The sequence below is a fragment of the Helicobacter cetorum MIT 00-7128 genome (genome assembly GCF_000259255.1).
Taxonomy (GTDB): domain Bacteria; phylum Campylobacterota; class Campylobacteria; order Campylobacterales; family Helicobacteraceae; genus Helicobacter; species Helicobacter cetorum_B.
In genome coordinates this window covers 1,637,464-1,663,596 of record NC_017737.1, presented here as the reverse complement: position 1 = coordinate 1,663,596, position 26,133 = coordinate 1,637,464, and the positions used below count along the sequence as shown (strand labels likewise).

19 protein-coding genes and 1 rRNA gene are annotated in these 26,133 nt (G+C 35.1%); 18 read left to right on the top strand and 2 right to left on the bottom strand.

Annotated features, from left to right (window positions below; translation table 11 throughout):
* Positions 1 to 5 precede the first annotated feature (5 nt).
* From HCW_RS07625 to HCW_RS10040, 4 genes are read left to right on the top strand one after another with little or no spacing between them, the layout of a single operon-like run.
* Positions 6 to 1,247 carry a rhodanese-like domain-containing protein gene (locus tag HCW_RS07625; protein ID WP_014661643.1) on the top strand — a complete coding sequence of 414 codons (1,242 nt, stop codon included), beginning with the start codon at positions 6 to 8 and terminating at the stop codon, positions 1,245 to 1,247.
* A gap of 37 nt (positions 1,248 to 1,284) precedes the next feature.
* Complete coding sequence (locus tag HCW_RS07620; protein WP_014661642.1) at positions 1,285 to 1,599, top strand: hypothetical protein; 315 nt, start codon at positions 1,285 to 1,287, stop codon at positions 1,597 to 1,599.
* A complete protein-coding gene (locus HCW_RS09600; protein WP_014661641.1) occupies positions 1,571 to 1,906 on the top strand; it encodes a restriction endonuclease S subunit in 336 nt (111 codons plus the stop codon). The genes HCW_RS07620 and HCW_RS09600 overlap by 29 nt, the downstream gene beginning before the upstream one ends.
* Positions 1,851 to 1,994: a restriction endonuclease subunit S gene (locus HCW_RS10040; protein ID WP_196794365.1), complete on the top strand. Its 144-nt coding sequence runs from the start codon at positions 1,851 to 1,853 to the stop codon at positions 1,992 to 1,994. The genes HCW_RS09600 and HCW_RS10040 overlap by 56 nt, the downstream gene beginning before the upstream one ends.
* A gap of 730 nt (positions 1,995 to 2,724) precedes the next feature.
* On the opposite strand, the gene HCW_RS07605 is transcribed toward HCW_RS10040, so the two are convergent.
* Complete coding sequence (locus tag HCW_RS07605) at positions 2,725 to 3,486, bottom strand: carbonic anhydrase family protein (protein WP_014661639.1); 762 nt, start codon at positions 3,484 to 3,486, stop codon at positions 2,725 to 2,727.
* 356 nt (positions 3,487 to 3,842) lie between these two features.
* Here HCW_RS07605 and HCW_RS07600 point away from each other — a divergent pair, with 356 nt between their 5' ends.
* The 4 genes from HCW_RS07600 (at position 3,843) to HCW_RS07585 (ending at position 9,024) form a co-directional block, all read left to right on the top strand.
* Positions 3,843 to 5,225, top strand: coding sequence for an MATE family efflux transporter (locus HCW_RS07600; RefSeq protein WP_014661638.1), 1,383 nt, complete (start codon positions 3,843 to 3,845; stop codon positions 5,223 to 5,225).
* Complete coding sequence (purN, locus tag HCW_RS07595) at positions 5,222 to 5,809, top strand: phosphoribosylglycinamide formyltransferase (protein WP_014661637.1); 588 nt, start codon at positions 5,222 to 5,224, stop codon at positions 5,807 to 5,809. The genes HCW_RS07600 and purN overlap by 4 nt, the downstream gene beginning before the upstream one ends.
* The gene (locus tag HCW_RS07590) at positions 5,809 to 6,957 is read left to right on the top strand and encodes a cation:proton antiporter (RefSeq protein WP_014661636.1); all 1,149 of its coding nucleotides are present in this window, start codon (positions 5,809 to 5,811) and stop codon (positions 6,955 to 6,957) included. The genes purN and HCW_RS07590 overlap by 1 nt, the downstream gene beginning before the upstream one ends.
* A gap of 183 nt (positions 6,958 to 7,140) precedes the next feature.
* Complete coding sequence (locus HCW_RS07585; protein WP_043902688.1) at positions 7,141 to 9,024, top strand: mechanosensitive ion channel family protein; 1,884 nt, start codon at positions 7,141 to 7,143, stop codon at positions 9,022 to 9,024.
* On the opposite strand, the gene cfaS is transcribed toward HCW_RS07585, so the two are convergent.
* On the bottom strand, positions 9,018 to 10,187 hold the full coding sequence (gene cfaS, locus HCW_RS07580; RefSeq protein WP_014661634.1) for a cyclopropane fatty acid synthase: 1,170 nt from the start codon (positions 10,185 to 10,187) through the stop codon (positions 9,018 to 9,020). The genes HCW_RS07585 and cfaS overlap by 7 nt on opposite strands.
* Before the next feature lie 203 nt (positions 10,188 to 10,390).
* Between cfaS and metG the strand changes: the two genes are divergently transcribed.
* From metG to HCW_RS07530, 10 genes are all read left to right on the top strand, one after another.
* On the top strand, positions 10,391 to 12,316 hold the full coding sequence (gene metG / locus HCW_RS07575) for a methionine--tRNA ligase (RefSeq protein ID WP_014661633.1): 1,926 nt from the start codon (positions 10,391 to 10,393) through the stop codon (positions 12,314 to 12,316).
* Positions 12,317 to 13,318 carry a hypothetical protein gene (locus HCW_RS07570; protein ID WP_014661632.1) on the top strand — a complete coding sequence of 334 codons (1,002 nt, stop codon included), beginning with the start codon at positions 12,317 to 12,319 and terminating at the stop codon, positions 13,316 to 13,318.
* Between the two features lie 3 nt (positions 13,319 to 13,321).
* Entirely contained in the window at positions 13,322 to 14,098 is a 777-nt protein-coding gene (cmoB, locus tag HCW_RS07565; protein ID WP_014661631.1) for a tRNA 5-methoxyuridine(34)/uridine 5-oxyacetic acid(34) synthase CmoB, read from the top strand.
* Positions 14,099 to 14,190: 92 nt separating this feature from the next.
* Positions 14,191 to 14,625 carry a PaaI family thioesterase gene (locus HCW_RS07560; RefSeq protein WP_014661630.1) on the top strand — a complete coding sequence of 145 codons (435 nt, stop codon included), beginning with the start codon at positions 14,191 to 14,193 and terminating at the stop codon, positions 14,623 to 14,625.
* Between the two features lie 5 nt (positions 14,626 to 14,630).
* Entirely contained in the window at positions 14,631 to 15,806 is a 1,176-nt protein-coding gene (locus HCW_RS07555; protein WP_014661629.1) for a glycosyltransferase, read from the top strand.
* A 25-nt stretch (positions 15,807 to 15,831) separates the two neighbouring features.
* Positions 15,832 to 17,679: an arginine decarboxylase gene (gene speA, locus HCW_RS07550; protein WP_014661628.1), complete on the top strand. Its 1,848-nt coding sequence runs from the start codon at positions 15,832 to 15,834 to the stop codon at positions 17,677 to 17,679.
* Positions 17,680 to 18,316: 637 nt separating this feature from the next.
* Positions 18,317 to 18,949 (top strand): hypothetical protein, encoded by a 633-nt coding sequence (locus HCW_RS07545; protein WP_014661627.1) that lies wholly within the window; start codon positions 18,317 to 18,319, stop codon positions 18,947 to 18,949.
* 63 nt (positions 18,950 to 19,012) lie between these two features.
* Complete coding sequence (locus HCW_RS07540) at positions 19,013 to 20,731, top strand: hypothetical protein (protein WP_014661626.1); 1,719 nt, start codon at positions 19,013 to 19,015, stop codon at positions 20,729 to 20,731.
* A gap of 42 nt (positions 20,732 to 20,773) precedes the next feature.
* Positions 20,774 to 22,249 carry a PD-(D/E)XK nuclease family protein gene (locus tag HCW_RS07535; RefSeq protein WP_014661625.1) on the top strand — a complete coding sequence of 492 codons (1,476 nt, stop codon included), beginning with the start codon at positions 20,774 to 20,776 and terminating at the stop codon, positions 22,247 to 22,249.
* Positions 22,250 to 23,124: 875 nt separating this feature from the next.
* Positions 23,125 to 26,011, top strand: a 23S ribosomal RNA gene (locus HCW_RS07530).
* Positions 26,012 to 26,133: the final 122 nt, after the last annotated feature.

The window sequence follows — 26,133 nt, the reverse complement described above, 5'->3', positions numbered from 1 at the left end:
AGTTTTTGGATTTTTTAAGTTTAAATAGCTTTAAAAATGCTATTTGCGAACAAGACATAATAGTCATTGATGTTCAAGAAAATTCATTTTTTCATGGTTTTAAAAAAAAGGGTGCATTAAGGGGGGGACATGTGCCAAATGCCTTGCATGTGCGCTATTCTTTCTTAGAAGATATTCAAGAAAATGCTAAGCGTTTCTTAGTCTCTAAAGGTATTGATGAAAGTAGCAAGGTATTGCTCTATGGGGAAAAAGAAGAGATTCAAGCTTTAAAACCCTTTTTTTCTAATAAGCAACTTCTAGCTTTTGAAAATTTTATAGATTATCAAAATGACCTAAGCAATCCTTTGGAAAAATTGCATAATTATCATTGGAGTGTGTCGCCCTCTTTTGTGTATAAAATCATGCAATCTCAAGAAGTCGCTATGGAAAGTTATCAACATCAAGAAGTGCTTGTTTTTGAAGTGGGGCATTCTAGTTTAGCCCAAAGCACAGAATGTATTCAAGGGGCGCATTTTTTAGATACGGACTTATTGGAAAGTGCGCCTTTATACAATCTCAAAGAGCCTAGTATTTTGCAAGAGAATTTATCTAATTTGGGTATTACAAAAGAAAGCTTTGTGGTGCTATATTCGCAAAGTATTATTGCTAGTATGCGGGCTTTTTGGGCGCTTAAATGCGTAGGGATTAAGGAAGTGCGCTTTTTAGATGGGGGATTGAAAGCTTGGAAAAAATTAGGCTTACCTACTTCTAAATACCATGTTAAGCCTAAAAAAGCGCATTCTTTATTATGCGCTGATTTGAGCTATTGTTTATCCTTGCAAGAGACTTTAGAAAAACAGCAAGAGGGCTATAAATTAGTTAGCATTCGCTCATGGGGAGAATATCAAGCGTATGTGAATGATTATGACTATATAGAGAGAAAGGGCGAAATTCCCGGGGCTTTATGGGGCTTTTCGGGTAATCATTATAGTAATACTTGTGATTTTTATAACCCTGATAACACCTTAAGAAATCCTTATGAAATCTATAAGCTTTGGGAAAAGCAAGGTTTTAATAGGCATGATAAAGTGGTCTTTTATTGTAGCACCGGTTGGAGAGGAGCTATAGCTTGGTTTTATGCTTTATGGAATGGGTGGGAAAATGCGTTTTTATGCGATGGGGGCTGGCATGAGTATCAAAGTAGGGGGTTAGTTGCTAGAGAGCATGCCTTAGATATTATTCAGCCTAGCGTGGGGAATGATTATTAACAAAAAGAGTGCTTATTGTATTTAATAAGGGCAAATAATGGCAACTACAAAAATATGTTATCGTTTTAAAGGCTTTAGTGGGGAGTGGGAGATTAAGAGCTTTAGAGAGGTATCAAAAGTTAATCAAGGACTTCAAATTCCTATATCAAAAAGACTTAAGAGACCTAGCAAGAACTCAAAATTTTATATCACAATACAAGCCTTAAAAAATGCGAAAGAAGTTGAGTATATAGAAAGTTATAGCGATAGTGTTGTTTGTCATAAAGATGATGTGCTTATGACAAGAACGGGCAATACAGGAATGGTTGTTAGTGGTGTTGAGGGTGTTTTTCATTTTAACAGCTGGAGATAGCTTTATCTTAGGATATGTTAATGATACAAAAGGAATTAAAAAGGTTACACCAAATAACGAAGTGATTATTTTTGATGATTTTACAACAAGTTGTCATTTGGTTAATTTTGATTTTAAAATACAAAGTTCAGCTATGAAGATTTTAACGCCTAGATATAACGATAATATTATTGTGTTGCTATATATCTTAAAAGGTTTGAATTTTAAACCTTTTAGTCATAAAAGACACTACATTACAGATTTTCAAAATTTTGATATTTTATTACCCCCCCTTAAAAGAGCAACAAAAAATAGGCAACTTTTTTAAAACCTTAGACAGCCTTATAGACAAGCACACTAAAAAATTAAACAAGCTAAAAGATTTAAAAAAGCACTTTTTAGAAAAAATGTTATAGGGGCATTTCAAATAGGAAAAGAGCTTAACGCTTTAAAGCGTTAAGTGATAACTCTGTGAGCGCTTGAGATGGTGTTTCTTGGAGTTTAAAAAGACTAGATGTCTTTTTAAACCATAGGGGGATAAGGACGCTAATGTTGAGTTAATGAGCGCTTTTAAAAGTGCTAAACGCACTTTTAAAACAAGCGAATAAAACAAAGCCTTTAAAAAGTCCCCCTTAAGAAATAAAAATATTTTAAATGGATAAAATTTAGAAAAATCGCCTAAAAATTGAAGTTTTTGAAAAATGAAAACATTGTAATGTAGAGGGGTTTTTACACCCCCCATGATTTTAATAACAAAAAGTTACTAAAATCATACATAATAATGTTACAATTACAATATATTTCATTTGGTATCTCCTTAAATTAAATTTAGGGAAAATACCGCCTAGAGAAGTTTCGGACCTTCTTTAGGCTTTTAACTTCCCTAGACTGAAATTATAACTAAAATTTTTTTTAAAAATTAATCTTATTAAACTAAATGCAACTAAAAAGAAAACTAAAATTTTCAAAAATAAAGCAAGAAATATTTTTGCTAGTCTAAAGCATAAGGACAATTAAAACATGCCCTTAATAAAAATTTTAAATAGGCTTGCTTGAAACTCTTTTATTAAGGTGTGATAGTATTTAAGTAGCGCTCATTTAAGAGCGACTACCACAAATGCAAGATGCAATGATTGTTGGGTGTTTTTAGCGAGTTTGGGTAGAACTTCTAATAATCACGGTGTTATAGTCAGGTTGAGTAGGGCGTTGGTTGGGTGAATCTTTCATGTGTTTTTTAATCTCAGCAAGCTGTGAGCTAGAAAGCTCTAAAGGATGCTCTATAACAAACCATGCTACACCTTCAGTGCAAGGGGGTGCAGTCAAAGAACCATTGAAATGAAAGTAGCTAATTTGCTTTTCTAAGAACGCATAAAGGGCAATTGGTTTGGCTTTTTTGATGTTTTTAGTTTTAGCTACTTCTAAGATTGGTTTTAAGAAAGCGTTTTCATGCCCCACTTGAAAACCAATCGCTACTACTAACAAGCGCCCTTGCTCATCTTTATGCACAAAATGCGCACTTAAGGGTTGCGTTTTGCCATTGATAAGAAATTCCATAGGTGTATGAAAATGCACATTGTCTAATATATAAGTGTGATTACGATATTTTATATTGTTTGTATGTGAGTTAAAGCCTATTTTTAAAGTGTGGTTAGTATAAGCTACTTTGGAGGGCTTAGAAACACCATAGTGGAACTTCAAATTACCCTTATCTTCAGTTTGATAATAATGCTCAATATTGATAGGAGATTGGCTTTTTCCATTTCCGCAAACTTCAAAATTTTTATGCAATTTATCCCAGTTTTCAGCACCTCTAGCGCCATCTTTTTTATAATCCCATTTGGCATCGCCAAAGAGCGCAGAAACACTTAGAAGAGTCAAGGCAACTACTGAACAAAATTTTTGATTCATTTTCATCATTTATCCTCTTAGTTTTAAATTTTAAATACGCTAGTATTCTAGCATTTGAAAGAATATGAATGATAATTAAAATTCTTATTTGATACAAGTTAAATGGTTTTAATTTAAAATGTGTAAGATAGTAATATAAAAATCACCATAATAACTTTTCTTTTTAATCTTTTGAAGTTTTTAAAATGTTTTTAGTAGTTAAACATATTATTTAATTAAAAAAATAATAAAGATATTTTAAAAATATTTTTCAAAAATCTTTCAAAGAATGGTGTTGTTAGATTTAAAATAGGTCTAAATTCGTTACAATAACACAACTTATGGAAAAAGTTTTTAAAAGGATAGGCGCTTATTCAATGCTTAAAGCAAAAATTGACTTACACAAAGATTCTATTAGAAAATTGTTTTTTTATTATTTCATTCCCTTAGCTTTTTCTATGATTTCTCTATCTACTTATTCTATGATAGATGGCATGTTTGTGGGTAAGAAATTAGGCAAAGAGGCGATTGCTGCGGTTAATATTGCATGGCCAATTTTTCCCTCTTTGGTAGCGTATGAATTGCTCTTTGGTTTTGGAGCAGCAAGCATTGTGGGGTATTTTTTAGGTAGGGGTAAAACACATAGAGCTAAGCTTGTTTTTAGTAGTGTGTTTTATTTTGTTGCGCTTAGCACCTTTATTTTAAGCATGGCATTACTCCCCTTTAGTGAGACTATCGCACGACTTTTTGGGAGTAATGATGCTTTGTTGGCAATGTCTTCACGCTATATTGAAATCATTCTAATGGGGGCTGTTTTTATGGTGTTGCACCCTTTAGCTGATGTGTTTGTTGTAAATGATAAGCGCCCTATTTTAGCTATGGTAGCTATGCTTATAGGCTCGCTTACTAATGTATTTTTTAACTACTTATTTATCTTTGTCTTAGAAGTGGGGGTTCAAGGTAGCGCTTATGCTACCATTATAGGGCATGGAGTGGGCTTTTTAGTCTTAATGCAACATTTCTTGTTTAAAAAAGGGCAATTAAGTTTTATTAAGCGTTTTTCTTTTCCAGCTGTTATTTCTTCAGCTAAAAGTGGCGTGCCTCAAAGCACTGCAGAATTAAGCTTTGCGCTAATGATTTTAATCTTTAATGCTACTATTATGCATACTGCGGGCGAGCGGTTTTTAAGCATGTATGGCATTATTATGTATAATGCGATTATTTTTTGGACAACCCTTTTTTCTATCTCACAAGGCATTCAACCTATTGCAAGTTTTAGCTATGGGGCAAGGAATTTAGAGCGTGTGAAAGGAGTCTTTCTTTTTGGATTGAAAGTAGCGTTTTTGGTGGGGGTTGTGCTTTATGGGATTTATTATTTCTTAGATGAATTTTTAATCAAAATGTATTTACAAGCCAATGAGCAAGATTTAGACTTTATCCAAGAGACCAAACAAGCGATGAATGTCTATTATTTAGGCTATATCTTTTTGGGTATGAGTATTTTGTGTGCGGTATTTTTCCAATCAATCCAATGCACTAGAAGTTCGTTTATTATCACGCTTTCACATACGCTTATATTTATTGTTGTTTTATTGCCATTAATGAGCCATTTTTATGGTATCAAGGGGATTTGGGCAACTTATCCTATCGCACAATTTTTAGCATTTTTAAGCGCAATGGGCGTAACTTATTATGAAATCAAAAAAGGGGTTTTTACCACTTATAGGGAACAAAGCCTCATCAATGGCGCTAAAAAATGAAATCCCTTGTAGTGTTGTTTAGCAATAATGGGAGCAATTTAGAGGCTTTAGCCAATAACCTACACAACCAATATTTCAAAGACGCCTATAATAATCGTATCAAGGTGCAAATTAGCATGTGTATAAGTAATAATGCTAAGGCATATGGTTTAAAGCGTTGCAAGGCTTTAGGATTGCCTTATCAAGTATTAGAGCATAATTATTTTGCCTCACGCTTAGATTACGAAAAGGCGCTTTTAAAACTCCTAGAGCCTTATGCTTGTGATTTGGTTATTCTAGCTGGGTTTATGCGCATATTAAGTGAATATTTTTTGCAAGCAAAAACTTGTTTGAATATTCACCCCTCGCTTTTGCCTCTCTATAAAGGATTGCATGCTTTAGAGCGTAGTTTTAAGGGGGCTGAATGCTATGCAGGTGTGAGTGTGCATTATGTGAGTAAAGAGCTAGATAGTGGAAAAATTATCTTGCAAGAGAGCTTTGAAAAAAGCGCTTTTCAAACTTTAGAGAGCTTTAAAACAAAAGTGCATGCTATAGAGCATAGAGTTTATACTCAAGCAGTGTTAAAGGTTTTAGGATTACATTGATGAATGCAGAATTTTTAGTTTTTGCCATTATTACCCTTTTAATTGTGATAGCGCCCTATGTGGCGAGTATGTTGCGCTTGCCTATAAGCGTTGTAGAAATTATATTTGGGGCTATTGGCTCATATATAGGTTTAGTTAAGCATACTAAGGGCTTTGAGATGATGTCAGAAATTGGATTTTTATTTTTGATGTTTTTGTGTGGGTTAGAAGTAGAAATTTATTTATTCAAAAAGCTTGGAACATCACTCTTAAAGCGCATTTTATCGTATTTTTTAATTGTCTATACGCTTTCATTTTTAATCACTTGGAGCTTTAAATTAGAGCCTATTTTTATTGTGATTTTCCCCATTATTAGTTTGGGTATGATTATGACTCTAGTAAAAGACTATGATAAAGAAGTAGCATGGCTTGATTTGGTGTTAAAAGTTGGTGTTATAGGGGAATTACTAAGCATTATTTGTTTGGTGGTTGTAGATGGAGCTTATTCACATGACTTGGGTATGGATTTATATAAAGACTTGGGGATTCTTTTAGCATTTTTATTGCTTATTGTCATTGCCTTTCAAGTGTGTAAAACACTTTTTTGGTGGTTTCCTAATTTAAGGCTTTTTGTTATGCCTAAAAACAATCAGTTTAACCAAGATATGCGTTTTTCTTTAATGCTGTTTTTCTCATTGGTGGCTATTGTGGTATGGCTTAAAATTGAAATGGTTTTGGGAGCATTTTTAGCAGGACTTATTGTTTCTACTTTTTTTGCCCATAAGTCTGAGTTGTTTCATAAGCTTAATGATATAGGTTTTGGTTTTTTTGTGCCTTTGTTTTTTATTCATGTGGGTTCAACCTTAGACTTAGGGCTTGTATTTTCAAAGCCTTATTTGATTCTTCAAGGAATTTTAATTGTATTAGTAATGATAGGTTCGCACTTAATTACCTCTATGCTAGTATGGAAGAATTATTTTGCAAATACTACTTACACGCTTTCATTCGCACTAGGAGCGTCTATGCCTCTAACCTTTCTAGTAACCACAGCTGCAGTGGGTTTAAGAGCGCAAGCTATTTCACAAAATACTTATTATGCGTTATTAATCTCAGCTATCCTTGAGGGGATATTATTTACTATCATTATTAAAATGCTTAATAAGAAATAAGTTAAAAAACTCACATTGTGGTTTAAGGAATGTGGAAGCAAAAATGGCTAGTTAAATTTCTCTAGTTTTAGGTCAAATCAGTATGCAATATTCTATGATGAGGTTTGATAATAATATGGCGTTGCAAGTGTATTACAAGCTTTGTTTGGTGTATAATTTTTAGAAGTATTCTAAGGAGTTTTAATGCGGTTGTTATGGTGGTTATTGGTTTTATTGCTATTGGCAAATCCCTTAGTGGCACTTGAAAAACAAGAAAAAGACCATGAGGTAGATACGATTGATTTGTTTTTGATTTTTAATCAAATCAACCAACTTAATCAAGTGATTGAAACTTACAAAAAAGATCCAGAAAAGAGTGCTGAAATCTCTCTATACAACGACCAAAAGAATGATTTGATTAAAAGCTTGACTTCTAAAGTATTGAATGAAAGAGATAAGATTGGCATTGATATTAGGCTTAATTTAAAGGAGCAAGAAAAAATCAAAAAGCGTTTAGCCCAAAGCATTAAGGGCGATGATTTTTACACTTTCATTAAAGATAGATTAGCCCTAGATTCGTTATTGATTGATGAAATTTTATATCAATTTATAGAAAAAATTAGAAGTAATATTGATGTTTTTAGTGAAGAAAAAGATGTAGAGAGTATCAGTAATGCTTTTATCTTACGCTTGGGACAATTCAAGCTCTATGCCTTGCCTAAGAATTTAGACAGCATTAAAACGCATGAATTAGAAGAGCTTTTTAGCAAGTATCAATTAAGACTAGCTACCTATACAGAAGTCTTGCGTTATATTAAAAATCATCCCAAAGAAGTGCTTCCTAAAAACTTGATTATGGAAGTGAATATGGATTTTGTGCTGAATAAAATCAGTAGTCTCTTGCCTTTTACAAGCCATAGCTTGCAGGTGAGTAAAATCGTGCTTTCATTAACGATTTTGGTGTTGTTGTTAGGGCTAAGGCGTTTGATTACCATTCTTTTAGCCAGAATGCTAGATTTTATTTTTGAGCTTATGCGCCAAAATAAAGAAATGCATTTAAATGTGCAAAACAATATTATTTCGCCGGTTTCTATTTTTTTATTGATTTTTAGTTGCGATGTCTCATTAGATATTTTTTATTACCCTAATACATCACCGCATAAGATTTCTATGTGGGTGGGCGTGGTGTATATCATGCTCTTAGCATGGTTAGTAATGGCGCTCTTTAAAGGCTATGGGACAGCATTAGTAACGAATATCGCTACAAAAAGCACGCATAATTTTAGAAAAGAAGTTATCAACTTGATTTTAAAAATTGTGTATTTTTTGATTTTTATTGTTGCGCTTTTAGCGATTTTAAAACAACTAGGGTTTAATATTTCAGCCATTATTGCGTCTTTAGGAATTGGTGGCTTAGCGGTCGCTTTAGCGGTTAAAGATGTTTTGGCAAATTTCTTTGCCTCTGTAATCTTACTCTTAGACAATTCGTTTTCTCAGGGGGATTGGATTGTGTGTGGCGAAGTGGAAGGCACCGTGGTAGAAATGGGATTAAGACGCACTACTATTAGAGCTTTTGATAACGCTCTTTTATTTGTGCCAAATTCTGAGTTAGCCGGAAAATCCATTAGAAATTGGAGTAGGCGTAAGGTGGGAAGACGCATTAAAATGCAAATAGGCTTAGCCTATAATTCTAGTCAAAGCGCTTTAGAGCTTTGTGTGAAAGATATTAGAGGGATGCTAGAAGAGCACCCAAAAATTGCTAATGCTAAGGATAGTGCTTTGCAGAATGTGAGTGATTATCGCTACATGTTTAAAAAAGATATTGTTTCAATTAATGACTTTTTAGGGTATAAGAGCAATTTATTTGTCTTTTTAGATGAATTTGCACCTAGTTCTATCAATATTTTGGTGTATTGCTTTTCTAAAACGGTTGTTTGGGGGGAGTGGCTAGAAGTCAAAGAAGATGTGATGTTAAAAATCATGGAAATTGTAGAAAAGCACCGCCTAAGCTTTGCTTTTCCTTCGCAGAGTTTGTATGTGGAGAGTTTGCCAGAGATTACCCTAAAAAAAGGGTCTAAGGCTTATTGATAGATGTATTCTTTGGTTAAAGGCAAGGTGTTATCCACGCTGTTAGTTAATAGCAGTTGGAATAAATCCACGCTTCCTACCCTAAACGCTGATGCACAAGTTCTTAAATACAAGTCCCACATGCGAATAAAGCGTTCATCATAACCGAGCTTTTTGACCTTGTCTAAATGTTGCATAAAATTTTCTTGCCAAATATCTAAGGTCTTAGCGTAATGGATCCGCAAACTTTCAGCCATAAGCAAATGAAAATCGCACTCACTCATTATGCTCATCACTTCTCTTAACGAAGGTAAATACCCACCCGGAAAGATGTATTTATCCACCCATGCGTTAGTCTTGCCTTCAAAACAGCATAAAATAGAGTGGAGTAAAAACATGCCACCGGTTTTTAAAACTTCTTTAACCTTTTTGAAATAAAAGGGTAAGTTATCCTTGCCTACATGCTCAAACATGCCCACACTCACCACTTTATCAAAGCGATACATTCTGCCATCTAAATCTTGGTAATTCATCAATTTTATCGTTACTTTATCTTCTAAACCTAGCTCTTGAACCCGTTTGTTAGCTTGTTTGTATTGCTCATTAGAGATAGTAATTCCCATAACTTCAGCCCCATATTCTTTGGCGGCTTTGATAGAGAGATAGCCCCAGCCACAGCCTATATCAAGGAGTTTTTCGCCTTCTTTTAAATGGAGCTTTTTTAGAGTGTGGTCTAGCTTTTGGAGTTGGGCTGTATAAAGGGTGTCATCGTCCTTTTTAAAATAAGCGCATGAATAGCTCAAAGTCTCATCTAGCCAAATAGAATAAAAATCATTCCCTAAATCATAATGCTTAGAAATATTGGAGCTTTCTTTGATAGGCTTTTGGATAGGTCTAGCGTTATCATGTTTATGCAAATGCTCATACTTGGTTTGCAAATATAATGAATACATCACTTCATCCATTGAACCTTCAATATCAATCACGCCGTCCATATAAGCTTCAGCAATGGTTAAAGACATGTCCTTTTTAATATCGCTAAATTTTAAGGGGCGATTGATTTTAAGGGTGAATTTAGGAGAATGCTCGCCATTTCTATAAACACTATTGTCCCAAAATATCACTTGATAATCGCCATTTTTCCATTGTTTAAACATATTTTTGAGCAAAAATTTTGAAATCATTTGTATATTCCTTAATTTTAATTCTTGTTTTATCAATCAGTGTCTTAATTATAATGAATTTTTATGTGAAAAACACTCTACTGATAAGCGTAAATTTAACCTATGATAATTAATTGCATGTAATTTATTTTCAAAAGCATGTTAAAATTAAGCAAATTATAAGAAGTTTGATTTCAAAGAACAAGGCAAAGCTACACTAAATGATGCAAAAAACTCTAATTACTACCCCTATTTATTATGTGAATGATGTTCCCCATATCGGTCATGCTTATACGACTTTCATTGCAGATACCCTTAAAAAATACTATACCTTAAAGGGCGAGAACGCCTTTTTTTTAACCGGCACTGATGAGCATGGGCAAAAAATTGAGCAAAGTGCGAAATTAAGAAATCAAAGCCCTAAAGCTTATGCCGATAGCATTAGTGCGATTTTTAAAAATCAATGGGATTTTTTTAATTTAGATTATGATTATTTTATCCGCACCACAGATAGCGAGCATCAAGTTTGCGTGCAAAATGCCTTTGAAATCATGCTTAAAAAAGGGGATATTTATAAAGGCACTTATACGGGGCATTATTGTGTGAGCTGTGAGAGTTATTGCACAGCGTCCAAAACAGATAGTAAAGATGATAAGGTTTTATGTCTAGATTGTTTAAGAGAGACCACGCTTTTAGAAGAAGAGAGCTATTTTTTTAGGTTGAGTGCGTATCAAAAACCTTTATTGGATTTTTATGCTAAAAACCCTGAAGTGATTTTGCCTACCTATCGTAAAAATGAAGTGATAGCCTTTATTGAACAAGGCCTACTAGACTTGTCTATCACACGCACAAGTTTTGAGTGGGGCATTCCTATACCTAAAAATTTAAATGCAAAAAACAATAATGATAAAAAGCATGTGGTGTATGTTTGGTTAGACGCTTTATTAAACTATGTGAGTGCGTTAGGCTATTTGAATGCCTTAGAAGACAAAATGGTGCATTTTGAGCATGCAAGACATATTGTAGGTAAGGATATTTTGCGTTTTCATGCGATTTATTGGCCAGCCTTTTTAATGAGCTTAGGTTTGCCACTTTTTAAAGAGCTCTGTGTGCATGGGTGGTGGACAATAGAAGGCGTGAAAATGAGTAAGAGCTTGGGAAATGTCTTAGACGCTCAAAAACTCGCTACAGAATATGGGGTAGAAGAATTACGCTATTTTTTATTGCGTGAAGTGCCTTTTGGACAAGATGGGGATTTTTCTATAAAGGCGCTAACAGAAAGAATTAATGCGAATTTAAATAACGATTTGGGTAATTTATTAAATCGTTTGCTGGGCATGGCTAAAAAATACCACTTTAATCATTCCTTGAAAGCTGAAAAAATCACCACTTATTATTCTAAAGAATTGGAGAATGCGCATCAAATTTTAGATAACGCTAATCTTTTCGTGCCAAAAATGCAATTGCATAAAGCTTTAGAAGAACTATTTAGAGTTTATGATTTTTTAAACAAACTTATTGCTAGAGAAGAACCATGGGTTTTATATAAAAATCATGAATTAGGAAAATTAGAAGCCTTGCTCAGCTTGATTGCTAATGTGCTTTTAGAATCTAGCTTTTTACTTTATGCGTTTATGCCAAAGAGCGCTACTAAGTTAGCTAGTGCCTTTAATGTAGAAATTTCGCCCAAAAATTACGAACGCTTTTTTAAGTCTAAAGAGTTGCAAGATATTATCCTCAAAGACACTGAGCCTTTATTTTCTAAAATAGAGAGAGTTGAAGAAAAAGAGCCAGAAAAAATTCAAGAAAAGCAAGCAACAGAGAGTTATATCAGTATTGATGATTTTAAAAAAGTAGAGATTAAAGTAGGGCTAGTTAAAGAGGCTCAAAAAATTGAAAAATCCAATAAATTATTACGCTTAAAAGTAGATTTAGGCGAAAATCGTTTGAGACAGATTATTTCAGGAATCGCCCTAGATTATGAGCCAACAAATTTGATAGGTCAAATGGTGTGTGTTGTGGCGAATCTAAAACCAGCAAAACTTATGGGCGAAATAAGTGAAGGCATGATACTAGCTGTGCGAGATAGTAACGGATTAGCTTTAATTAGCCCCATGAGTGAAAAAACAGCAGGAAGTTTGATTAGTTAAATGCGATTAGGGGTGAATGAGGTAGTAGAGCTTACTTTTGGCGAATTATTAAACACGCCATCTATTAGTTATTTTAACTCTATTGTTTTATCTTTGGATAAAGTGCAAAAAGGCTCTTTATTTGTTGCTAAAGATAATTCACTCATTCCTAAGGCTTTAGAATTAGGGGCTTATGGGATTTTATACACGGGCGAATGTGAGCTAAGCGATAGAGATGTGGCTTGGATTAAAGTAAAAGATGTAGAACGCTCTTTAGAATATTTGTTTAAATTCTGGCTTTTACATGAGCGCCTAATTGGAGTGCTATTAAGCCCTATAGAATTAGAAATCGCACAAAAAATTATCGTAAGTAAAACGGCTTGGTGTCTAAGAAAGGGGATTGAAGATTTATTTGCATTAGAGGGGTGTAAAGTAGCGCTTTTTTGTGAGAGTGCATGGCTAGACTTATTTTATAGGCAAGAAAAGATAGGTATATTAAGAAAGGAAATTAGCCTTTTAAACCAATCGCTTTTTTATAGCCCTATAAATTACAAGCAACAACATTATGAATTAAAAATTCCATGCATATTTTTAGAACCTTTAATGAAAGTCATAGACCTATGCGAACGATTAGAGATTGAATTTGATTTGAATCATTTATGCAAGAAAGACCCCATAATAGATTATTGTAAGCCCTTTTATGTAGGGACAAATTTAGAATTAGCTCCTTATGGCACTACGGCTAGAGTCATTGTAGCCGAAAGCTCTCAAGAGTATTTTAAGGCTATATTAAAAGAGGCGCTTAAAACTTTATTATGGGGAAAGGTTGTTGTGTTTTATCATAAAAGTAGTGAGATTTTTTTTGAAAATGCCAATAATTATTTTTACACCACTCAAAACAATCTCAAAGAGCAATTAAGAAATTTATCGTTTAACTTTGCTTTTGTTTATGGGGTAAATTCCCAAACCTTAGAATCCTTTCTAAACCCTCCACTTCTTAAAAAAACCCCCACACTATGGTAAATAATGCTCGTTTGTTATGATAGTTTGAATCAAAAAGCTCTTTTAGAAGAAATTATGGCATTAAGACCATGGCGTAAAGGCCCTTTTGAAATTTCTGGTGTAAAAATTGATAGCGAATGGGATAGTTCCATTAAATGGGATTTAATCAAAAATGCTACGAATTTGAAAGACAAGGTTGTGGCTGATGTGGGCTGTAATAATGGCTATTATTTGTTTAAGATGTTAGATTACAAGCCTAAAAGTTTGGTGGGGTTTGACCCGGGAATCTTAGTCAAAAAGCAATTTGAATTTTTAGCCCCTTTTTTTGATAAAGAAAATAAAATCATTTATGAGCCTTTGGGGGTTGAAGATTTAGAAGAAAAGTATTCTAATATTTTTGATGTGGTATTTTGTCTAGGGGTGCTATACCATAGAAAAAGCCCGCTAGATACTCTTAAATCTCTATTTCTTTCTTTGAAATCTCAAGGAGAACTGATTTTAGATACTCTAATTTTTGATTCACCTTTAGATATAGCCCTTTGTCCTAAAAAAACTTATGCCAAAATGAAAAACACTTATTTTATTCCAAGTATCAGTGCGTTAAAAGGGTGGTGCGAAAGGGTAGGGTTTAAGGATTTTGAAACTATTAGCGTTTTAAAGACCACGCCTAAAGAACAGCATAAAACAGACTTTATTTTGGGGCAAAGTTTAGAAGATTTTTTGGACAAAAAGGATAGCTCTAAGACATTAGAGGGCTACCCCGCCCCTTTAAGAGGATATTTTAAAATGCGTAAGAAGTAGGGGGAAAATGATTAAAGCGCTATTTAATCAAGGTAGTAAAGTGATAGAATATCGTTTGTGAAAAATTAACTAATATTAACTAAGGAGAGCAAGTGGCAGAACCAACGATTTTTAACCCCATTGATTATGATTCTTTGGAAACTTGCAAGAATTTGAATCCCACTATAACCGGCGAGTTAGTTGTATTAGAAAAAGATAAAGCCGAAGTGCGTTTCAAGGGCAATGAGGGCATGGCGTATGAAGATAATTTTATCCATGTGGGTTTCTTGCTTGGAGCTTGCAATTATGTCGCATTATGTGCGTTAAACAAAAAGCATAGCGTTGTGGTTTCTAATAAGATTAATTTTTATGCCCCCCTTGAATTACATCAAGATGCTTTGATTAAGGCGCAAGTTATTCAAGATGGCGGAAAGAAAGTTGAAATAAGAGTAGAGGCATTTGTATTGGATATTCAGGTTTTAGAGGGAACAATAGAAATCGTCGTTTTTGATAAAAAACCTTTTAAATTTAATTTTAAAGAAGAGTAAAATCAATGGTTATTGTTTTAGTGGTTGATAGTTTTAAAAATATTAGTAATGGCACTTCTATGACGGCATTTCGTTTTTTTGAGGCTTTAAAAAAAAGGGGGCATATTATGAGAGTGGTTGCTCCAAATATTGAAAATTTAGGGAGCGAGGAAGAGGGGTATTATAGCGTGAAAGAGCGTTACATTCCTATTTCTACTGAATTTTCTCATCGCCAACACATTCTTTTTGCTAAGCCGGACAAAGAAGTGTTAAAAAGAGCTTTCAAGGATGCGGATATTATTCATACTTACTTGCCTTTTTTGTTAGAAAAAGTAGCTGTAAAAATCGCACGAAAAATGAAGATTCCCTATATTGGATCGTTTCACTTGCAACCTGAACATATTAGCTACAATATGAAAATGCAACGCTTTGGGTGGTTTAATAGGGCGCTTTTTGCTTGGTTTAAATGTGCGCACTATCGTTATATCCATCATATTCATTGCCCTTCTAAGTTAATTCAAGAAGAAATAGAAAAGCATGGTTATGGGGGGAAAAAGTATGCTATTTCCAATGGGTTTGACCCTATGTTTAAGGGCGATAGGGAGCAAATTCATAGCCTTTTTGAGACAACACCTTTTAAAATTGTTATGGTTGGGCGTTATTCTAATGAAAAAAATCAAAGCGTTTTAATAGAGGCGATTTCTTTAAGCAAGCATAAAAAAGACATTGTATTGCTATTGAAAGGCAAAGGGCCTAATGAAAAAAAGTTACAACATCTAGCTAAAAAATTGGGCGTAGAAGTGGAATTTGGATTTGTTGATTCAAAAGAATTATTAGAGATTTTAAAAACTTGCACTCTTTATGTGCATGCAGCGAATGTGGAGGGTGAGGCGATTGCATGTTTAGAGGCCATTAGTGTGGGAATTGTCCCTATTATCGCTAATAGCTCTTTGAGTGCGACCAAGCAATTTGCCTTAGATGAGCGCTCCTTATTTGAGGCTAATAATGCTAAAGATTTGAGCGCTAAAATTGATTGGTGGCTAGAAAATCCGCTTGAAAGAGAGCGCATGCAAAAAGAATATGCAAAAAGCGCTTTAAATTACACGCTAGAAAGCTCAGTGGATAAAATAGAGCGAGTTTATCAAGAGGCGATTTTGGATTTTAATAACAATCCGCAACTATTTGCTAGTTATGCGAGATGACTTTTGGGAGTAAGAGAATAAGATAATGCGTGAAGTTCATGATTATGGGATTAAATTTTGGAGCAATAATGAATTTAAGATAGAAAAAGGGTTGGTTAAGGTTTGTCATGGCAAGAACCCTGCGCTTTTAGAAATTGTTCAGAGCGTGCGTGAGAAGGGCTATAGAGGGCCATTACTCATGCGATTCCCCCATTTGGTGCAAAAACAAATTAAAAGTTTGTTTGATGCGTTTTCTTTGGCGATTAAAGAGTATCAATATGGTGGGGCTTTTAAGGCGGTTTTCCCACTCAAGGTTAATCAAATGCCTTCTTTTGTTTTGCCTTTGGTTGAGGGGGCTAAAGGTTTGGATTATGGTTTAGAGGCTGGAAGTAAATCAGAATTAATCATTGCTATGAGCTATACAAATCCCACAACTCCCATTACTGTGAATGGCTTTAAAGATAAAGAAATGATTGAACTTGGATTTATCGCTAAAAGCATGAAACATGAGATTACTCTAACGATTGAGGGTTTGAATGAATTAAAAACCATTATCGCTGTGGCGAAGCAAAATGATTTTTTAGCTTGCCCTAAAATTGGCATTCGTATCCGTTTGCATAGCACCGGCACCGGAATTTGGGCTAAAAGTGGGGGGATTAATTCTAAATTTGGTTTGAGTAGCACAGAAGTTTTAGAGGCCATGCGTTTGTTAGAAGAAAATGATTTATTGGAGCATTTTCATATGATACATTTTCACATAGGCTCTCAAATCAGTGATATATCACCTTTAAAAAAGGCCTTAAGAGAGGCGGGTAACTTGTATGCAGAGTTGCGTAAAATGGGGGCTAAGAACTTAAAAAGCGTGAATATTGGAGGTGGGTTAGCCGTAGAATACACTCAACATAAGCACCATCAAGATAAGAACTATACTTTAGAAGAATTTAGTGCTGATGTGGTGTTCTTACTCAAAGAAATTGTTAAGAACAAACAAGAAATAGAGCCTGATATTTTCATTGAATCAGGGCGTTATATTTCAGCCAATCATGCGGTGTTGGTGGCTCCGGTTTTAGAATTGTTTTCGCATGAATACAACGAAAAATCCTTGAAAATCAAAGAGAATAACAACCCCCCCTTAATTGATGAAATGCTAGATTTGCTTGCTAATATCAATGAAAAAAATGCTATTGAGTATTTGCATGATAGTTTTGACCATACCGAGTCATTATTCACACTTTTTGATTTGGGTTATATTGATTTGATTGATAGAAGTAATACCGAAGTTCTAGCTCATTTGATTGTTAAAAAAGCGGTGCAATTACTTTGTTTTAAAGACCATAACGATATTTTACGCATTCAAGAGCAAGTCCAAGAGCGTTATTTATTGAATTGCTCGTTTTTTCAAAGCTTGCCAGATTATTGGGGTTTGAAACAGAATTTTCCTGTCATGCCATTAAATAAATTAGATGAAAAGCCCACTAGAAGTGCGAGCTTGTGGGATATTACTTGTGATAGCGATGGCGAAATTGCTTTTGATTCCACTAAGCCCTTGTTTTTGCATGATATAGATGTAGATGAGGAAGAATACTTTTTAGCATTCTTTTTAGTAGGGGCGTATCAAGAAGTTTTAGGTATGAAACACAATTTGTTTACACACCCCACGGAGTTTAGCGTAATCTTTGATGAAAAGGGCGATTATGAAGTAGAAGATATTTGTGAAGCCCAAACAATTTTAGATGTGTTAGATGATTTGGATTATGATACCAAAGAGATTGAACGCATTTTAAAGCAAAAAATTGAAGATAATAATGCCCTAGATATGGAAGAGAAGAAAGAAATTATGGGTCGCTTGTATGTCATGCTGAGTGAAAATGGGTATTTGCGCACGATTTCTTAATATTTTTAAATTCATTTTAATAGAAAGGTGTTTTTAGGCGTTTCAAGGCTAGTAAGCTAGATTGTTGGCATGGGCTTGAAATGATTTAATTAGTTTATCGCTAACAAGGGGGAGGGGATTTTTAAAGCAGTTTTTGAGTCTTCTCAAACCATAGTTTTTTAAAAACCTTTGAAACTAAAATGCAAAAAATCTTTAAAACCATAGTTTTTAAAAAAACTTGAAATTGTATCCCATAAAAGTAAATCACGGAATTTTCAAATCGTGTTTTCAAAAATTTTTGAACCTAAAAATGTCTTGGTTCGTGATTGACTTTTATAGTGTAAAATGGCAGAAATTTACACAAATTTATGCCATAAACGAAAGGAATAAAAATGAAAGCCATTCTTAAAAATTTGTTCTCTCTCTCTTAAAAAGCTTATCTTTTTATTCCTTACAACTTTTTATTTTTCTCTCAAACAACATAGCAAAAGCCTTGCAAACAGAATTTTATTGAATGGCTATGACACTTGGTTTAAACTAATAAAAGGGGGTAATCTAAAATGAAGTAGGAAATATTAAATAAGGGATTTTAGCTAAGAGGTTTTGTGTCTTTTGACACAATAAGAAAATTATTTATATTGATTAGAAAGGTAGTATTATGATTGATGTCAGTTCAAAATTAAGTGAGCTTAACAAAAAGCGTGGGTTAGTAGTTGTAGGGTATCAAAGAGGGGGTGATGACAGCCATGCTAAAAACGATCCGGGCGATAAAAACAAGTATTTTTCAGAATTGACTCATGATTTTCAAAAAGACCTTATTAAATGGTTTGGTTTATGGGAATACCCTTTAGCGACAGAAGAATCAAAAATGGGCAATTTTGAAAAAAGTATTATAGAAATAGAATGGTGCGAAGGGCATGGGGAAAAATTTGATTATAAATTATTGTATAGCGAGCACAATCAAAAGCGTTTTTTACAACTATTAGAAAGTTTAGAACCGGAGCTTTTAATGTTTACTGGAGTTAAAATGTTAGAGATTTTAAATGAGCAAAGCATGAAACCCCATGTAGAAAACATTTTAGGCAAGGCTAAAAATGAACCGGACTATATCACTAACAAGCACTTTAAAGGCACAAAGCTTAGAGTAGGTTTCCAAAGTTTTGACAAATGCGAAGTCATAGCTCTCCCGCACCCTAACGCTAGAGGACTAAGCGATGCTTATATAGCTCTTTTTAAAGATAAAATCAAATCTTTGCTAGATACATACAGCGAAAAATTTAAAAACGCTTAAAAATTTTTGGGCGTTACATTTTTGTAACGCTTTTTAATAACATTAATGAAAAAGGATTAAACAATGAAAAAAGAAAAAATAAGAGCCATAATCAAAGAGAGAAAAGGGGATTATTTTTGGCATTTAGAAGAAGAGTTTAATAACCTTACATCTCAAATTATAGGCGAATTTCTAAGGCAATTAAAAGGGTATTTTTTAAAAAATGGGTTTGAAGAAAAAGACCTTGATGCATCATATCAAGGAGATAATGATAGCCTTGCTATCATAACTCAAGGTCTTGAAATTGTTGTCGCCTTAAGAGAGATTGGGTCTTTTGCAAGATTAAGTGTTTGTGAAGATTATGAGAATACAAGAATAAAATATGATATTAAGGAATATTTTAATCTTAAAGTGGGGATAACTTATGGCATTATACGGGGGGAATTAGGTGTAGATGAGTTGGGCGAATTTGTCTTAAAAGTTTTTGAAGAAAACAAACCAGCCTTATTAGAGAAAAAAGAAAAATATGACGAAGAAAAGCAAGCCATAGAAGAGTTTCTTAAATCCGTAATAAGCCTTGTTAAAGAAAAAATCCCCTCAAATTATCAAGTAGAATACTCTCATTATGGAGAGCATACGATTAGAATTAGATTTAATGATGAGCTTGGTCATCGTCGTAGCATAGAAGTATCTGAAAATTCTATTAAAGAGCGTTGTTGCCATTGTCGTTTAAATGATGAGATTGAACTAGAAGATGATTTACTTAATTTAATTGAAACAAAAAAGATAAGCATAGAAGAGTTTGCTAAGAAAATGCTACACATTTTGAACCGGCATAAAGAATGCACACAAAAACATGAGCAAGAAAAACATAATGAACATGAAATAACAAAGCTTTTAAAAGTGGCATTAGAAGAGAAGTTTAAGGGGACGAATTTTTATGCGTATGAAGAAAATGATGTGTATGGAAAAAGTGATGATAGCTTTTTTATTGGCACTATAGATAAGAAAGTTATCCAAAAAATAGCTGATACTATAGAGTATGATGGAAAAAATGGCACTATTAGATGTTGTCTCACTAGCGATACTAAAAACAAGCAAGTCCAAGAGATTTGTCAAAGGAATTTGAAATATGATAAAAGCATGGGCAACACGGATTTTTTTGATGATGACACAAGAGATTTAAAGAAAGAACTTAGCTTAGAAATGCAAGAAACTATAGAGATAATAGAGACTAAACATATTCCTAGATTAGCTAACTATATTTATCAATATTGCTTAGAGCATAAAGAATGGCTCACACAGATAAACAAGCTTTGCAAAGATTATTTTGTTTTAAGCAAAGACTTCTTGTTTAAAACTTATGAGCTTTTAAAAGAGAAATTTAAAGATGAGTTTAATTGGGAGCTAGAAATAAAAGAGGGTAGAAATCCTTTAAGATTAAATCTTAATTTTAAGAGCGACAAAAAAGCCAAGCTTGATTTTAGTCTTTTAAAGATTGAGGGTTTTTATGGTGTGTGTTATCGCCCAGCAAGTTTTGGTATAAGTAGCGTAGGGTCTTTAAATAATGCAAAAATAGCATATCTTACTAAAGAGCAAGGTTTTAAGACTGATTATTCTCGTTATTTGGATATTCACAATGTAGAAGACGCCCTAAATTTAGAAAAAGACTTTTTAGAGAGTTTGAGAGATAAGAGCTTGAACGCTGACAATTACAGCGCTTTTATCTATGACTACTTTAAAAAACACCAAGAGATAATAGAAGTTTTAAATGAGAATATAGAAGAGTTTGTTTTAGGATAGATTCATAATCTAGTTAAACAACAATCATTTAAGGAGTAGAAAATGAGCGATTATCAAACATTTTTTAATGAAATAGAACTCGCCTTAAAAGAGCTTGAGATAAAAAGAACCAGGGGCTTACACGATTACAATGTGTTTAGCGTATTTATGAGTGAGAGCGATGAAGTGAAACATTCTAAAATCTTACATTCATTCTTAGACCCTATGGGGGGACACTATCAAAAAGACTTGTTTTTAAAGGCGTTTTTAAAGGTGTGTCATTTAGAGAGTTTTGGTTTTAATGGTGCGGATACTAAGATTGTCAAAAAAGAAGTTACTACAAATAACCATAGGCGAATAGATTTATTTTTAAGCGATGGGTTTAAGCATATTATTTTAGAAGATAAGATATACGCAGGCGATGATGAAAATCAAATTTCTGATTATATTTTAGGCGTAATTGAGGACTATAAGATTGAAGACGCACAAGATATTTGTGTCTTGTATTTGACTAAAGAAGAACGCTTGCCTAGTCAAAACAGCTTAGGCGATTTTAAAATAGATGAGAGTAATGCAAAGCTATTTTATAAGGGCAATAATGAAGACATTCTTAAATTAGAAAATGTAGAGCAAGGCATATTTTTTAAAAACCTTTGCTATGAAAGAGAGATAAAAAAATGGGTTAAAGAGTGCTTGAAAGAAGTGGATATACTCAAATCAAAAGCCAAAGAAGTGGGCGATTTGAATGACTTTAGCGTGATTTTCAAGCATTACGAGAAATTATTAGACAAACTTTATCATAAGGAGCAAAACATGAATAGTGAATTACACCAAATAATGGAAGTCAATTATGAAATAGCCAAGGAAGTGGCTGAGAATGTTGATAATTTTGGCGTTGAAGCAGCTAAAGAAGTGCATAGGAATTTTGATAGTTTTAGAGTTGAAACAGCTATGGATTTTTTCAAAGAAGTTGAAGAGCTTTTAAAAGAGAAAATTGAAAGAGAGAGCTGGGATAAAGAATGGGAAGTTAATGTTAATCGTAACATGAGCGATGAAAATAGAATGCAAAAGCGTGTTGAGAATAGAAATGGTTCATCGGAATTTTTACTAAGAATAGCTCCCAAAGGTTTTAGTAGTGTTAAATATGGAATAAGAAAGCAATGTTATACATTTGATTTTGGATTTTTAAAGGATTTTATGCATCAAGCATTCATAGGGCTTAGAAAGCATAAAAAACTAGAGCCTGTTGATATAGAGTATTTTGAAACGAAACTTAAAAAACCTTATAAGGCAGATAAAATTATGAGTAGCACCTTAAGAAGCTACTATGCAAATACTTGCCATATTGATTTTAAAGAAGGGAAGTTTGTAGAAACTCAATTTGCTGAGAATAGTCTAGATGGGGATTTTATAGCAAGCATTTTGAATAAAGAAGCAACGGCACAAAATTTTTGCACATTTATTTTAGACTACTTCAACGAGCATAAAGAATTGGTGGAGACACTAAACGCTAACATTAAAAAATACACAGAAAAATAAAAGCATGGATTTTTTAGGCAGGAATTGTTAGCATTACTACAAATAGGGGTGTTAGCTATCATAAGGGTAGATTTAAAATCTATCCTACTTTACTTCTTGCCAACAAATACCCCTACCACCAAATAGAACTCCACAACCCCATAAATTACCCCCCTAATCTCTAATCTAATCTCTAATCTAATCTCTAATCTAATCTCTAATCTAATCTCTAATCTAATCTCTAATCTAATCTCTAATCTAATCTCTAATCTAATCTCTAATCTAATCTCTAATCTAATCTCTAATCTAATCTCTAATCTAATCTCTAATCTAATCTCTAATCTAATCTCTAATCTAATCTCTAATCTAATCTCTAATCTAATCTCTAATCTAATCTCTAATCTAATCTCTAATCTAATCTCTAATCTAATCTCTAATCTAATCTCTAATCTAATCTCTAATCTAATGCAACTTCTTTCAAGCTCTCTCTTAAAAACCCCTTTTTCTCTTTCCCTTCCCTCCCAATATCCCCCCTAACCACCCATTTAAGGCTCTCACAACAGCCTAATAACCCTTCTATTGAATTTTATTTTCAATCTTTTCCCAAATCTTTTTTATGTTTAAGCAAACTTTAAGCATTGCGTGTCTATAATTACATTTCGTTTTTGACGACAAGCTAACAAGTTAAGCAAACGATTGTTTAACAAACCTAGCAAGTTATCACTAAAACGAAGTTATTTGATTTAATATTGTTAATAGCCTATGTAAAAGTAAAGTAAAACTACAATTACTCTGTCTTATATTCAGTAAGGCAGTGGTAGCGTTGAAGAATATTCATGCAATTGTCGTTATTCATTATATAAAAAGGCGGGTTTTAAAGGATATTTTAGAATTTAAAACAAGCTTTTAAGAGCAGATGGCGGATGCCTTGCCAAAGAGAGGCGATGAAGGACGTACTAGACTGCGATAAGCTATGCGGAGCTGTCAAGGAGCATTGATGCGTAGATGTCCGAATGGGGCAACCCAACTAATAGAGATATTAGTTACTCTAATATAGAGAGCGAACCTAGTGAAGTGAAACATCTCAGTAACTAGAGGAAAAGAAATCAACGAGATTCCCTAAGTAGTGGCGAGCGAAAGGGGAAAAGGGCAAACCGAGTGCTTGCATTCGGGGTTGAGGACTGCGTCATCCAATAGAACACTTTAGCAGAGTTACCTGGAAAGGTAAGCCATAGAAAGTGATAGCCTTGTATGCGACAAGGTGTTCTTAGGTAGCAGTATCCAGAGTAGGCCGAGACACGTGAAATCTTGGTTGAAGCCGGGGAGACCACTCTCCAACCCTAAATACTACTCTTTGAGCGATAGCGAACAAGTACCGTGAGGGAAAGGTGAAAAGAACCGCAGTGAGCGGAGTGAAATAGAACCTGAAACCATCTGCTTACAATCATTCAGAGCCCTATGATTTATCAGGGTGATGGACTGCCTTTTGCATAATGATCCTGCGAGTTGTGGTATCTGGCAAGGTTAAGCGTATGCGAAGCCGTAGCGAAAGCGAGTCTGAATAGGGCGATTTAGTCAGATGCTGCAGACCCGAAGCTAAGTGATCTATCCATGGCCAAGTTGAAACGCGTGTAATAGCGCGTGGAGGACTGAACTCGTACCCATTGAAACGGGTTGGGATGAGCTGTGGATAGGGGTGAAAGGCCAAACAAACTTAGTGATAGCTGGTTCTCTTCGAAATATATTTAGGTATAGCCTCAAGTGATAATAAAAGGGGGTAGAGCACTGATTGGGCTAGGGCTGCTCGCCGCGGTACCAAACCCTATCAAACTTCGAATACCTTTTATCGTATCTTGGGAGTCAGGCGGTGGGTGATAAAATCAATCGTCAAAAGGGGAACAACCCAGACTACCAAATAAGGTCCCTAAGTTCTATTCTGAGTGGAAAAAGATGTGTGGCTACTCAAACAACCAGGAGGTTGGCTTAGAAGCAGCCATCCTTTAAAGAAAGCGTAACAGCTCACTGGTCTAGTGGTCATGCGCTGAAAATATAACGGGGCTAAGATAGACACCGAATTTGTAGATTGTGCTGATGCACAGTGGTAGAAGAGCGTTCTATACAGCGTTGAAGGTATACCGGTAAGGAGTGCTGGAGCGTATAGAAGTGAGCATGCAGGAATGAGTAACGATAAGATATATGAGAATTGTATCCGCCGTAAATCTAAGGTTTCCTACGCGATGGTCGTCATCGTAGGGTTAGTCGGGTCCTAAGCCGAGTCCGAAAGGGGTAGGCGATGGCAAATGGGTTAATATTCCCATACCGACTATGGAGCGTGATGGGGGGACGCATAGGGTTAAGCGAGCTAGCTGATGGAAGTGCTAGTCGAAGGGCGTAGATTGGAGGGAAGGCAAATCCACCTCTGTATTCGAAACCTGACAGGCTCTTTGAGTTCTTTTAGAACAAAGAGAGAATCGCTGATACCGTCGTGCCAAGAAAAGCCTCTAAGCATATCCATAGTCGTCCGTACCGCAAACCGACACAGGTAGATGAGATGAGTATTCTAAGGCGCGTGAAAGAACTCTGGTTAAGGAACTCTGCAAACTAGCACCGTAAGTTCGCGATAAGGTGTGCCACAGCAATGTGGTCTCAGCAAAGAGTCCCTCCCGACTGTTTACCAAAAACACAGCACTTTGCCAACTCGTAAGAGGAAGTATAAGGTGTGACGCCTGCCCGGTGCTCGAAGGTTAAGAGGATGCGTCAGTCGCAAGATGAAGCGTTGAATTGAAGCCCGAGTAAACGGCGGCCGTAACTATAACGGTCCTAAGGTAGCGAAATTCCTTGTCGGTTAAATACCGACCTGCATGAATGGCGTAACGAGATGGGAGCTGTCTCAACCAGAGATTCAGTGAAATTGTAGTGGAGGTGAAAATTCCTCCTACCCGCGGCAAGACGGAAAGACCCCGTGGACCTTTACTACAGCTTAGCACTGCTAATGGGAATATCATGCGCAGGATAGGTGGGAGGCTTTGAAGTAAGGGCTTTGGCTCTTATGGAGCCATTCTTGAGATACCACCCTTGATGTTTCTGTTAGCTAACTGGCCTGTGTTATCCACAGGCAGGACAATGCTTGGTGGGTAGTTTGACTGGGGCGGTCGCCTCCTAAAAAGTAACGGAGGCTTGCAAAGGTTGGCTCATTGCGGTTGGAAATCGCAAGTTGAGTGTAATGGCACAAGCCAGCCTGACTGTGAGACATACAAGTCAAGCAGAGACGAAAGTCGGTCATAGTGATCCGGTGGTTCTGTGTGGAAGGGCCATCGCTCAAAGGATAAAAGGTACCCCGGGGATAACAGGCTGATCTCCCCCAAGAGCTCACATCGACGGGGAGGTTTGGCACCTCGATGTCGGCTCATCGCATCCTGGGGCTGGAGCAGGTCCCAAGGGTATGGCTGTTCGCCATTTAAAGCGGTACGCGAGCTGGGTTCAGAACGTCGTGAGACAGTTCGGTCCCTATCTGCCGTGGGCGTAGGAAAGTTGAGGAGAGCTGTCCCTAGTACGAGAGGACCGGGATGGACGTGTCACTGGTGCACCAGTTGTTCTGCCAAGAGCATCGCTGGGTAGCTACACACGGATGTGATAACTGCTGAAAGCATCTAAGCAGGAAGCCAACTCCAAGATTAACTTTCCCTGAAGCTCGCACAAAGACTATGTGCTTGATAGGGTAGATGTGTAAGCATAGTAATATGTTTAGCTGACTACTACTAATAGAGCGTTTGGCTTGTTTTTTGCTTTTTTATAAAATAACGACAATAAACATGAATAAGTTACCACTGCCTTACTGAGTGTAAGGGAGATTGAGTTTTACTAAAACTTATGGGCTATTAACAATCTTCTTTTGTTAAAAACAT